General features: G+C 48.7%; 13 protein-coding genes. 3 read left to right on the forward strand and 10 right to left on the reverse strand.

The genetic code is table 11. From position 1 onward, the window contains the following. Positions 1-22 precede the first annotated feature (22 nt). Positions 23-595, forward strand: a complete 573-nt coding sequence (locus EL268_RS25225) for a GNAT family N-acetyltransferase (RefSeq protein WP_106654217.1) — start codon at positions 23-25, stop codon at positions 593-595. 177 nt (positions 596-772) lie between these two features. Here EL268_RS25225 and EL268_RS25230 read toward each other — a convergent pair whose 3' ends face one another. From EL268_RS25230 to EL268_RS25265, 8 genes are all read right to left on the reverse strand, one after another. Further along, the gene (locus EL268_RS25230) at positions 773-2335 is read right to left on the reverse strand and encodes a YcdB/YcdC domain-containing protein (protein WP_106654216.1); all 1563 of its coding nucleotides are present in this window, start codon (positions 2333-2335) and stop codon (positions 773-775) included. Next, positions 2319-2858 (reverse strand): RNA polymerase sigma factor, encoded by a 540-nt coding sequence (locus tag EL268_RS25235; protein ID WP_106654215.1) that lies wholly within the window; start codon positions 2856-2858, stop codon positions 2319-2321. Before EL268_RS25235 ends, EL268_RS25230 begins: the two co-directional genes overlap by 17 nt. Before the next feature lie 134 nt (positions 2859-2992). Further along, positions 2993-3718, reverse strand: a complete 726-nt coding sequence (locus tag EL268_RS25240; RefSeq protein WP_106654214.1) for a DsbA family oxidoreductase — start codon at positions 3716-3718, stop codon at positions 2993-2995. A gap of 135 nt (positions 3719-3853) precedes the next feature. Next, the gene (locus EL268_RS25245; RefSeq protein WP_106654213.1) at positions 3854-4495 is read right to left on the reverse strand and encodes an ABC transporter ATP-binding protein; all 642 of its coding nucleotides are present in this window, start codon (positions 4493-4495) and stop codon (positions 3854-3856) included. After that, entirely contained in the window at positions 4492-6147 is a 1656-nt protein-coding gene (locus tag EL268_RS25250) for an ABC transporter permease (RefSeq protein WP_164724520.1), read from the reverse strand. Before EL268_RS25250 ends, EL268_RS25245 begins: the two co-directional genes overlap by 4 nt. A 2-nt stretch (positions 6148-6149) precedes the next feature. Next, positions 6150-7238, reverse strand: a complete 1089-nt coding sequence (locus EL268_RS25255) for a Fe(3+) ABC transporter substrate-binding protein (RefSeq protein WP_106654211.1) — start codon at positions 7236-7238, stop codon at positions 6150-6152. Between the two features lie 150 nt (positions 7239-7388). Continuing rightward, positions 7389-8792 (reverse strand): sensor histidine kinase, encoded by a 1404-nt coding sequence (locus tag EL268_RS25260; RefSeq protein WP_106654210.1) that lies wholly within the window; start codon positions 8790-8792, stop codon positions 7389-7391. Further along, positions 8789-9466 (reverse strand): response regulator transcription factor, encoded by a 678-nt coding sequence (locus tag EL268_RS25265; protein WP_106654209.1) that lies wholly within the window; start codon positions 9464-9466, stop codon positions 8789-8791. The genes EL268_RS25260 and EL268_RS25265 overlap by 4 nt, the downstream gene beginning before the upstream one ends. Positions 9467-9625: 159 nt before the next feature. On the opposite strand from EL268_RS25265, the gene EL268_RS25270 reads away from it, so the two are divergent. Together EL268_RS25270 and EL268_RS25275 are read left to right on the forward strand one after the other, a co-directional pair. Further along, positions 9626-10459, forward strand: coding sequence for a GNAT family N-acetyltransferase (locus tag EL268_RS25270; protein ID WP_164724521.1), 834 nt, complete (start codon positions 9626-9628; stop codon positions 10457-10459). 112 nt (positions 10460-10571) lie between these two features. Further along, positions 10572-11057, forward strand: coding sequence for a superoxide dismutase family protein (locus tag EL268_RS25275; RefSeq protein WP_232030061.1), 486 nt, complete (start codon positions 10572-10574; stop codon positions 11055-11057). Between the two features lie 61 nt (positions 11058-11118). Here the strand turns inward: EL268_RS25275 and EL268_RS25280 are convergent, their stop codons facing one another. Then, a complete protein-coding gene (locus EL268_RS25280) occupies positions 11119-11964 on the reverse strand; it encodes a 1,4-dihydroxy-6-naphtoate synthase (protein ID WP_106654207.1) in 846 nt (281 codons plus the stop codon). After that, complete coding sequence (locus tag EL268_RS25285) at positions 11961-12623, reverse strand: futalosine hydrolase (protein ID WP_106654206.1); 663 nt, start codon at positions 12621-12623, stop codon at positions 11961-11963. Before EL268_RS25285 ends, EL268_RS25280 begins: the two co-directional genes overlap by 4 nt. Positions 12624-12741 lie beyond the last annotated feature (118 nt).

The following is a 12741-nucleotide window of genomic DNA, read 5'->3' on the forward strand; positions in this document are numbered from 1 at the left end:
ACGTAAAGAAGGAGATTTGGTTATGAAGATCATGGAGCATTTGCACCTTGAGCATTTTAGACAAATGGAACAACTCGAGCTTCAATACTATGATGCTGAATTTATTACACCGTACCAAGAGAGCTACAATTGGTATTTGTTTCGTCCCGATTCCGTCGTTGCGATCGAAGAGAATGGGCGCATCATTGCTTTTATGAACCTGCTTCCCGTCAAGCCGCATATCTACCTGCAAATTGCGCAAGGGACTTTTAAAGACAGCCTGATGACGACTGCGGATATCGAAGATTTAACTACTGCACCCGAGCAAGTCTATTATTTTCTGTCCTGTGTCGTTGTCGATCAATCTTATCGGAAAAGCCCTGCCTTGCGCATGATGCTGCATCATTATCTCGACGTACTGGCTCATGTCGAGCAGAGTGGGTGCCGCATCCAATCGATCATCATGGATAATATCACGGAAGCAGGCAATCGGTTCGCTCAGCGCCTTGGCATGAAGCATGTATGTAAAAGCGACCACCACTCTCATATACATGCCTCGGACTATGAAAGCTTCAAACAACATGTGTACGCGAGTTATCCCATGTTTTCCCGCTAAAGGCTTCGCATCGACTTGGTGCGAAGCCTTTTGGCATATATGTCCGATTATATCCAAAATATCGCGACAACTGGACTTCGTAACATGTCTGTTCGGTCCCAATGCCAGTAAGCTTGCGGCCAGTAAGAAACAAAACCTCCATGAAGCGTCTTTTCATGGAGGCTCGTTGCGGGCTTTTTAGTTGATGACCTTGCCTGTCGTGGCTTCTATTGCCCATGGCTGTTCTGAATCCCGGCGGATTTGGTAAGCAAGTACAGGCTCCGCCCCTTTTTCTGCTGGCAAGTACACGAGTTCCAGTGGAGCATGTTGCACAAATCGATCAAGTGCCTCTTCCTTGGAGAGCGTTTTTGCTTTCTGATCAGCCTGTATCCATGATAAATCCGAAAAATTGCCCGTAAGCTCGGTAACAAGCCCGCTAGCCAGCTCGACCGACACTTTATAAGGATGATCCATGACGGGAATCCCGTTGACCTTCGGTGCAAAGGTAAACTGAATAGTTCTTGATGACTCTTGCGACGCTTCCAATGACAACTCACGAACATCTGTGGGGAGGAATTTCTCCAAGTGGGCTATCGCGAGTGTTTGTGCCTGTTCGTAGGTCATATCTCGTTGGTTCTTACGTCCATCTGCAGTCATCTGTGAAAACCCGAGGAATGCTCCGTCATTCGACGTCTCAACAGAAACGCTGTTGCCCTGCCCATCGTTCCAAGAGTATGAAATACCGTTCGGATTTACACCGATGAATGCTTTTTGTTCCACCTTAATGTCCAACTTGCGCTCAAGCAGCTCTGCAACCTCATCAGATGCTTTCAGCACGAGTGGCTTTCCTTGACCCGAAACAGCAACGGACTTTTTCTCTGCCCTCGCTTTGCCGATCAGCTTGCCTGTTTTCGCGTCCACATAAACATCTGATGCTACTACGTATTGAAGCCCTGGTTGTTTCTTTCCTGCATAAGCGAGGCGAAGCGTACTCCCCAGTTGTTGGGCCGCCTTCACTTTATCGATCGTCCCGTCACGATTGGCAGGCTGTGACGCTACGCCACTATCTTCGAGATCAGGGTAAAGAAGCAAGGTCATTTCCCCCGTTTTCGGGGAAATACGGACCATCGCGCTATTCTGCTGAAGAGGAATGCCGTTGATGATTTTGCGAAAAGCCACTTCCCCTTGTGCCAAATTCGAGTGAGCATGATCCACTTCAAATTGCTTGCTCTGTGCTCCCAGCTTCTTTTGCAAATAGGCCTCTGCCTGTACTTCCAATGGTGATTTCTCACGTGTTGGCGTGGGTTGGCTCCTATCTGTTGAGTCCGTTGCAGGCTCCTGAGCTACGGACTGCGGCTGTGGAGCATCACGTGTAACCGTTTGGTTTTGAACAATTGTGTTGACTACTTTTGGGGCAGCTTCCTGCTCCTGCTGTGGCTTAGCCTTGCTTTCAACTGGCGGAGAAGGGTTAGCAAGCGGTGGTGTAGCTGTTATGACGGCAGGAGGTGAGATGGTTGTTTGCGTAGCAACAGATGGCTTCAGCGGTGAATCATAGCTTAGCCAAACTCCCATGAATACTGCTGCTGCAAGGGAACCTGCTCCGGCGACAACTCGCTTGACCTTTGCTGCTTGCTGCATGCGATACGCCTCACGAATGAGCCTTTCCTTCCCCATCTGCTTCCACACTTGACGAGGTGGGATGCTCTCCTGCCTGACTTGCTTCAGTAATTCGATTACGTGGTTTTCATCTGGCAAACTCATTGGCAATCCTCTCCTCGCAAGCGTTGCCGAGTATTTTCTGCAACGCCTTTAGTCCCCTGTGACAGTCCACTCTCACTTTTGTCTCTGGAATCGCCAAAATCTCGGCTGTTTCCTTGACGCTGTACTCCTTTATATATCGCAAAATCACAATGATACGCTGATCGGGCTTCAGCTTTTGCAAAGCCCGTTGAATACTGTGCATCTCTTCTTTGGTCTCCAGTTCCTCTTCTGGAAGGCCCTCCGTAGACTTCATGAGGGCCAACCAGTTGTCTGAGAACAAACGCTGCCACTTTTGCTTGCGGTAATGATCAATCGCGACATGCTTGGCGATGGAAAAAAGCCATGTCTTCATTGCGACCCGACCGTCATACCTCGGCAGTATTTTTAATAGTCGTGAAAATACTTCCTGCACCATGTCTTCTGCATCTTCTTGTCTGCCCGTAAAGTAGAGCAAGAAATAGTAGATATCATCATAGTGGGTCTCGTAAATAACCCCTATTCGTTCTGCCAAATCCCCAGACAACAGGCTCCCCCCTTCTGCTGTTTTTCACTTTGACCATTATTCGAATGAGGTCGATTTTTGTTTCAGGATAAATGAAATTTTTCCCACAAAAAAACCGACTCCTTATTAGGAATCGGTTGTAGCCTAGCTAAACCTTATATTTTGCAGGAGCCATCTGCGCAATTGTCGCCGGATTGCTCGTCTTTTTTCTCGTCGTTCTGCACGAATTTCAGAGCAGGAGCTGCGCTTTCTTCTTCCCATACCTGGTTCAATGCGCCCAAAAAGACTTCACCTGGCTGTGCGCCAGAGACTGCATATTTGTTATTAATAACAAAGAACGGTACACCCGTGACACCCAAATCGTTGCCTCTTTGTTTGTCCTCTTGTACTTGCTCTCTGTATTCGTCTCCTGCCAGCATGGCGAGCGTCGCTTCCTTGTCCAAGCCTACCTCAGAAGCAAGCTGTGCCAGCACCTCGTGGTCACCAAGATGGAGAGATTCCGTAAAGTACGCCTTCAGCAGTCGCTCCTTCATTTCCTTCATTTTTCCATGAGCATGGGCAAAGTGCGTCAAGCGATGCGCATCGAATGTATTGGTCGGGATCATCGTGTCAAAATGATAATCGAGACCGACGCCTTTTGCCATTTGGGTTACTTGGTCATTCATCCCCTTCGCCTGCGTAAGTGGAATGCTGTACTTGGCTGCCAGTACTTCATGCATGTCCATATCCGTATCGCGTTCCATCTGCGGGTCGAGCTGGAAGCTGCGATATACGACCTCTACCTGATCCTTATGCGGAAATTGAGACAGCGCTCCTTCCAGACGGCGCTTTCCGATATAGCAAAACGGGCAGGCAAAATCAGACCAGATTTCAATTTTCATATTCCATCCTCCTCTATTTGAACGGTGCTGACCAAAAAACAGCAAACCGCAAACTGCATCATTCGTCGTATGCACATTATACAACAACGTAAGCTACGACTATGCACTTTGGAGGCTGAAAGCTGCACTTTGCCCTTAGCGAGTCATGCGAATGATGCGATCGCAAATCGTTTCCGCATCTGCTTTGTCATGCGTGACCAGGATCGAAGTCATCTTGGCAGCTCGCAGCATTCGCTTCAAGTCATCTCGTATTTTCGTTTTCAGCTCGGCATCCAGATTACTGAACGGCTCATCCATCAGCAAGATAGCCGGTCTAGGCGCCAGTGCACGCGCAAATGCGACACGCTGCTGCTGTCCCCCGCTCAGCTCATGCGGATATCGCTTGCCGTAGCCTTCGAGCTGTACCAGCGTCAACATCTCCTTCACACGAACCAGACGCTCTGCTTTGGACAATCGATGCAGACCAAACAAGATGTTTTGCTCGACAGTCAAATGCGGAAACAGTGTATAATCCTGAAAAATCATGCCGATCCCACGCTGCTCAGGCTCCACAAACTGCCCCTGATCGACCAACACTTTTCCATCGATATGGATGCGGCCGCTCTTCGGGGACTCCAGTCCGGCTATCAAGCGAAGCAATGTACTTTTTCCACAACCGCTATTCCCGAGCAGCCCGACAACTTCCCCTTGCTCCATCTGCAAACAAAAATCCCGGATAACGCTGCTATTCCCGCTTGTATAACCAAACGTCAGGTTTTTCACTTCAAAAAAAGTCATTTTGCCTGCCTCTCTCCTAACCAGTGATAGAAAATAACGGAGACGATCCCCACTGCAATGATACAAAGCGAAGGAATCGCGGCCTGATGAATCTGTTCATCGCTCGCATATTGATACGCCTTTGTTGCCAGCGTCTCGAAGTTATAGGGACGAAGAAGCAAGGTAAGCGGCAATTCCTTCACGATTTCCATGAACACCAAGATAAAACCAGTGAGCACAGCCCCTTTGATTAATGGCAAATCCACTTTGAAAAAGGTTCGTGTCATGCTCATCCCGAGCATACGTGCTGCTTCTGAATAGCGGTTTCCCGTCTTCTCAAACCCCGCTTCGACTGCATTGAATCCGACTGCAAGAAAGCGGATGATGTAGGCAAACGTCAGCATGAACAAGGACATGCTGAGTACCAGCTTGTTGGCGCCTAAGCCCAGCCAGCTATAGAAGGAACTCAGTTCTTTATCGACGGACATCACCACCGCCATCACACCGATGGACAAGACTGCGCCCGGAATGGAATAGCCCATGGAAATCAAGCGCGTCAGTGCCACAGCGAATATCGAACCTCGGGAGAATCGGATGACATTCGCTACAGTTACGGCGAGCAGCATCAAGATGGTGATCGAGATACAGGAGATAAACAACGTATTGCTCAAGAGCTTCCAGAAGGTCTCGTTCAACACTTCCCCATACGTCCACGTCGCCCAGACAATCAACTGTACAACAGGAATCACAAACGAAAACGAAACCATAACCAATCCGAAGATTACGGCAGTATACCTCGGGATTCCGCGCAAATTCCTAGGTGTGAGCGGAGTGCTCCTGTTCGTAGGCGAGCTATATTTTTTCCGTTTACGAACGAGACGTTCGATGATAAAGATTCCGATAATCAACGTCATGAGCCAGGCAGACAAACGGATCGCCGATTCTACGTCGTACATCCCAAACCACGTCTTGAAAATCGCCGCTGTAAAAGACTGAATTCCAAAATGCTTCGTCACCCCAAAATCATTGAGCACTTCAAATGCCACAAGACTAGCGCCACCGACGATGGCTGCCTGCGACATAGGCAGAACGATACGAAAAAAGATATGCGTTTGGTTTTTTCCAAGCAATCTGGCATTTTCAATGAACACAGCACTCTGTTTTTCAAGAAAGGTTTTCGTAATCAAATAGACGTAGGGGAATAAACACAGAGTAAAAATAAAAATAGCGCCCTTCATCGACATAATGTCAAAGTAGCGTTGATCGAGCGTCATCCCGAATGCATCACGCAAAATTGTTTGAATGCTTCCCGTGTAGCTGAGCATGGAGCCGTACGTGTATGCTGCGATATACGGAGGAATTGCCAACGGCAGCACGAAAGCAAATGAAAAAAAGCGACGCAATGGAAAATCGTAGGCAGCGACCAGCCAGGCCAAGGTCACACCTACGATGATCGTACAGGCTCCGGTACCGAGCACGAGCCATAACGATTGCAGCGCGTAATCCAGCAGCATGTACTCTTGGATATGCTGCCAGTTTTCATTCTGTTTTTGAAAGAGTCCGAAAAAAATATAAAGAGACGGGAGAAGGGCCAAAAAGGCCCCTATCACGCTCAGCGTTACCCACCCGTTCAGTTTTCGTCTCAGGCTTCTACGCAAAAGTGCTCCCGTCATGCTTATTTCCAACCTGCTTGATTCAGCAGTTCTACCGCTTTTTTGTTATACTCGCCGAGCTTAGCAAAGTCGAGCTTTTGCGTTTTGAATTCTCCCCACTCTTTCAAAAGAGCAGGCTTGTCTGCCTCTGCATTGACAGGGAACTCGTAGCTTCCGTTTGTCAGCATCGTTTGAGCCTCTTTCCCTGTGACGAACTCAATCAATTTCACGGCATTGTCCTTGTTTTTCGCATGCTTGGTCAAACCAATACCGCTGATGTTCAAGTGTGTGCCTGTTGTCTCTTGGTTCGGGAAGAAAACGCCGATGTTTTGCGCGACTTTTACTTCCTCTGCATCTTTAGAGTTCAGCATCTGTCCAACATAGTACGTGTTCATGATCGCAACGTCACCGACTTTGGCAACAACAGCTTTTGCCTGGTCACGGTCTCCACCTTCAGGCTTGCGCGCGAAATTGTTCACCAGACCCTTTGCCCAATCCAATGCAGCCTGCTCGCCATTCAGCTCAATAAAGGAAGCAACGAGTGACTGGTTGTACAAGTTGGAAGAAGAGCGTACCAATACTTTGCCTTTCCATTTATCTGTAGCCAAATCTTCATACGTAGACAGCTGCTCTGGCTTCACACGATCCTTCGCATACACGATTACACGCGCACGGGTAGCCATACCGATCCATTGGTTGTCAGGATCACGCAATTCTTTCGGTACGTTTTTCTCTACTTCAGCAGATTGAATCGGTTGCAGAACGCCATTTTGCTTCGCGTAGTTCAGAACACCACCGTCAACCGTGATGAACAAATCAGCTTCGGAGCTCTCTCCTTCACGCTTCAAGCGCTCAACCAGCTCTTCTGCGGTGCCCTTCACTTCGTTTACCTTGATGCCTGTTTGCTTGGTAAATTCAGCAAACAGCTTGCTATCAATATCGTAGTGGCGCGCAGTAAATACGTTCACGGCTTGCTCTGTGGCAGCCGGCTCCTGTGCCTTTGGTGCTTCTGTTTGCGGCTGGGCAGTATTCGCGCCGTTTCCGCATGCAGCAAGTATTGGCAGCGTCAGCATGGTACTCAGCATGACCGCCAGCATCGATTTTTTTCTCATTTTGATTCTCCCTCTCTATCGCAGTGATTATTGATAATGAATATCATTGCCAATTGACAAGGCTTATTGTAACGAACAAAAATGAGAAAATGCTGTGAAAATAAAAAAACATCTCCAATTATTTTTAGCGAGATGTGGATCGGTTGAAATTCACTGACGAAGCGGCACAAAAACAGTTACAGTCGTCCCGTTCTGCTCCACACTCTGAATCGTTATGCTGCCGTTGTAACGCATAAGCAATCGTTTGGCGATGGCAAGCCCGAGTCCATACCCGCTCTCCCCGCTGTTTCTTGCTTTGTCTACCCGATACAATCGGTCCAAGACATACGGCAAATCCTGCTCGGGTATGCCGATTCCTTCATCTATGATTTCCATACAGGCTACATTTTCTTGCACCTTGGCCCTCACGTAGATTCTCCTGCTCTCCCCGGAATACTTGACCGCATTATCCAAAAGGATCAGTAGCACTTGCTCCAGGTGTTCTTCCGATATAGCCAGGATTTCTCCAGCCAAAGGCGCAAGTTCCTGCTCGATCGTAAATGTCGGCTGAATCATGGCGAATTTCTTGATCATGTGACAGACAGCCCGATCCGGATCATGGAGCGCTACATTCTCTTCTATTTCCACATGCTCCGCTCTCGTCAAAGCGAGCAGCTCCTGCACCAGTCCCTTTAGTCTGGCGAGCTCTTGAATCGATGTCTGCAAGGATTCCTCCAAAACAGCTGGATCATTTTTGCCCCAGCGCCGTAGCATTCCCAGATGCCCTTCCATAATCGCAATCGGCGTCCGCAGCTCATGTGAAGCATCTTCGACGAATTGTCTCTGCTGCAAAAAGGAACGCTCCACCTGATCCATCATTTTATTGAACATTTTCATCAAAGTCGCAATCTCATCCTGATTATCGTGAAACTGCACACGTTCATGGAATCCTTTTTGCCGGACGTTGCTCATCGTTTCATTCATCGATTGCAATGGCTTTAGCAACTGCCGCGCGAGCAATCTGCCACCCAGACCGCTTATGATCACAGCGGTCAAGCACCCAATGGCCATGACCTGAAAGAGAGCACCACTCAACTGCTCAAACTCTTTCATATTCTTCAGAATCATGACTGTCCCGTTAAATTGAAAGATCGTAAGGGGGCTACTCATGATCAACAGGTCACCACGTACTTCTTGGGTCTGGGTGCGAATCGACTGAACAGGCGGGAGCGGTGGCAGTGTGATATCTTGAAAGTTTTCCGAGACAACGACAATCGGATTACCCTCTCCGTCCAGAATGCGAATCATCTGGTTTCGTTGATTGATTTTCTCCAAAAAGCTGCGCAGCTCTGCGAGGTCATCCTCTTCAAAAGATTGCTCTTTTTCCAGCGCGTAGTTGAGGAACTCTCGCATGGTCTGTTGCACAACCTGCTGTTCCTGATTAAACATCCACTTCTCTACAAAAAAATATTGGAAGCTATTATAGCCAATGAATACGAGAAAAAGCAGAAGTGACGACCAGACTGTCAACTTCCATTTGATCGGGAGCTTTAAGAATCTCGATGGTCCTCTCATTTTCGCATCACATAGCCAATCCCTCGTACAGTCGAGATATAGCTGTCCTCATTGGGAGAATCGATTTTATTGCGCAAATACCGGACGTACACATCGACAACATTGGTCTCGACAGCAGCCTCGAATCCCCACACGGTATCGAGCAGCACCTCGCGAGGCAGGACTCGATTGATGTTTTTCATGAACGTCACGAGCAAATCATACTCTCTTTTGGTCAATTCAACAGGTTGGTTATTTTTGGTGACGACACGTCCCTCCATTTGAACCACCAGCTCTCGGTGCGCGAGCAAGGTTTGGGGGACATTCTCCTGTTCTTCCTGTCGGCGAAACACAACACGTATGCGTGCCAACAGCTCCTCGATCGCAAATGGCTTCGGAATGTAATCATCGGCGCCACTGTCCAAGCCTGAGACGCGGTCCGTAATACTGTCTCTGGCTGTCAGCATAATGATCGGCGTTTTTTTCACGCTGCGTATTTTTTGACAAACCGTAATGCCATCAAGCGCCGGAAGCATGACGTCCAATAATATGACATCCCATTCTTCCTTTAAAGCAAGCTCGAGTCCTTTATGTCCATCATGCGCGACTGTAATCGCAAACGATTCGTAGCGCAGCTCCAGTTCAATAAATCGGGCCATATTGATCTCATCTTCTATCAGCAGCACTCTTTTCACGTTTTGCCCACCCTTTTGCCCATGCCGGGGAATTCCACCTGATTGTAGATGAAAATAATTATCATCGTCAATGTTCGCGTGGGAAAAGGAACTTTCTTGTCATTTGGAAAATACTTACTTATGCTTATTGTAGAACTTTTTTAAAGGAAGTGGATGTACGTGTATCACGTAAAAGGAAACCAACAGTTGGCTGGTCAGCTTCTCCATGATAAAAGTGACGTGATGTTTGCGGGTGTGGTCGCAGGCAATCATCCCGGGCTCATTTGGGTAGATAATCCCGACAAGCCTTCCTGTGCACTCGTATGGTCAACAGGTTTAAGCAGCTTCGCTTTCCTTGGAGAGCCGAGCAAAAGCATTCACCCCGCTACTTTCTCTGCTTTTTTTCAAACACAAATTGGCCCTATTTTGAAGCAAAAGGACCTTAGTTATTTTGAATTCTCGCGGGAATCAAAAGAGTGGGATTCACTTCTCACACCTATTATGAAGAGCAGCGGCTGGGAGACGAGTACTCAATTTGTCTATCGGTCTTCTTGTGATCAGGGAGAGGAACCATCTTTTATTATTCCTGCCCCCTACTATTCAATTGAACTGGGGGAAAGCTTTTTACGAGGGCATGATACCGTCATTCCTTCCAACCTCGATTTTGTGACCGACTACCTCCATGAGTATTGGTACTCCATCGATGACTTTTTGGAAAATGGCTACGGATATGCTGCCCTTACGACTGATCATGAAGTGGCGAGCATTTGTATGTCCACAGCGGTCTATCAGTCGACTCATGCTATCGGCGTTGAAACACTAGAACCCTATCGTCAAAAAGGCTTGTCCAGTACACTGGCTTATCAATTGCAAAATAGGCTTCATCAGGAAGCAGTAACTGTGTGGTGGGACTGTATGGATTCAAATATCGCTTCGCAAAAAACGGCTGAAAAGGCTGGACTGCATCTATCTCATCGTTATGAAGTCTCCTGGTTCTCCTACGCCGCCCAGTAACCATGCGCCCACCACTTACATAAGATATGTCAAACTGGTTCATGAAGTAAGGTGGTGTTTCACGTGTACGGATCAGCCATATGAATACCCATACGAATATGACTTACGAGCCGTGTCCTCACAACATGGACGAAGAACAGGACAATCTTTTGCCGAAATCCAGGGTGGTCCACTGGCACCGAACCTGCACGGCTACGTTGTTTTTACCGATGTCCCCTACGGTACCGAAGTGTTCGTGGAAGTCAGCGGCCTCCCCGCTTTCCAGCCAGCCGCTGGCAATCAGCCGCAAATCGGGCCATTTGGTTTTCATTTGCATGAGCATGGCGTCTGCACGGTAGGAAATTCGGAAGATCCCTTTACCGCAGCAGGCAGTCACTGGAACCCTACCCAACAACCGCATGGCAACCACGTAGGCGATTTCCCCGTGCTGTTTTCCAATGATGGGTATGCGCGAATGACTTTTTTCACAAACAAAATCAGTGCAGCAGATGTGGTCGGCAGAACCCTGATCATCCATCAAAGTCCCGATGACTTCCATTCGCAGCCGGCAGGAAATAGCGGAAAACGACTGGCATGTGGAGTGATCTACGCTGGATAGGGCTTTTTCCAATAGGAAAGGGGGCAACCATGTAAGCTGCCCCCTTTTGTTATTGAATTATCTAGCGCCGTAATGTCGACAAATCAAATGCTGGTACAAGCCCTTCCTCGGCTGCACGACCGAGCAACGCCTCGACAGCTGCATAACCATCATTACCCAAATTTCTCGTAAACTCATTCACGTACAAATTAATATGCGCTTGCGCTACCTCCAGGGACAGCTCTTGGGCATGAGACATGACATATTCTTGTGACGCGGTCGGATTCGCCCATGCATATTCCACAGAGGAGCGCGTCCAATTGGTCAGAGCCTCGATGTCCATTGATTTTTTCGCGATGATGGCACCCAACGGAATCGGCAAATGGGTATCAGACTCCCACCAGTTGCCCAAGTCAGTCATGAGAGACAGCCCGTAGTTTTGGTACGTGAAACGCGCTTCGTGGATCACGAGTCCTGCATCGATCTTGCCGTCACGTACAGCAGGCATAATCTCATGAAACGGCATGACGACGATCTCCCCTACACCACCTGGGACATTTTGTGCAGCCCAGAGCCGGAACAGTAAATAAGCTGTGGAGCGCTCACTCGGAACGGCTACACGTTTGTTGGACAGGCGTGCTGGATCGTTCGCACTCTCGCCAGAATTTCCTTGGGTCAAAACAAGTGGCCCGCATCCTCTGCCCAGTGCACCGCCGCAAGGGAGCAACGAGTAGTTGTCCATCACCCATGGCAATGCCGCATAGGAGATTTTCATTACTTCTGGGCCTTCCCCCTGTGCAGCAAGCGTATTCGTAATATCGATATCTGCGTACATAATATCGAGCTTTGGCGCTCCCGGAATCAAATCATGTGCCCAGGCATGAAAAACAAAAGTGTCATTCGGACATGGTGAAAACGCAATTTTCATGATAGTACCTCCCGTAGTACAGAGCTTCCCTTTTCCAGAGATTCCAACGCATCTTTTATCCGCCAAGCGGATTTATCCCGCGGCCCAATTGCATTCGATACCGTGCGAATTTCCAGAACAGGTCGTCCAGCAGCCTGGGCAGCAGTCGCAACGCCATACCCCTCCATCGCTTCAGCTAGCGCGTCTGGCATCCGCTGTACCAAAGCCGCGGCTGTTTCCGCTGTTCCCGTCACGGTTGATAGTGTAAGTACAATGCCTTTTTTGGCGGCCAAGCCTGCCTCTTTCATCGCATTTGTCAGCTGTTCGACCAACGCCTGATCGACACTTACCCGAGCTGATCCAAATCCCAGCTCGTCCACACTGCAAAAGCCCTCAGGCGTTTCTGCCCCCAAATCCGCACAAATAATCTCTGTCGCGACAACCAGCGACCCAATCTCTGCTTGTCCCACGAATCCGCCGCATATTCCTGCACAAATGACCAGATCGTAGTCCGCGCAAGCAAGCGCTCTGGCTGTGCTCGCTGCGGCCGCTGCCGGCCCCACTCCCCCAGCGATGACTGTGAATCGCTCATCCCCTTGAATGCCGCGCATCACTGCCTCCCGTTCTGCATCAACGGAGGTCACGACCAGAATGCTTCTATATTGTTGTGACAAAATCATTTGCCCTGGCTCCTTTCAACCGCTTTCCACCCTCAACGTTATCGCTACTTTTCGTTCGTGTAAAGCCGTTTAAAGAGTTTGTCAAAAGACAGGGAAATTATTACAATGGAACCTGTTG

This window comes from Brevibacillus brevis (genome assembly GCF_900637055.1).
In the GTDB taxonomy this organism is placed as follows: Bacteria; Bacillota; Bacilli; order Brevibacillales; family Brevibacillaceae; genus Brevibacillus; species Brevibacillus brevis.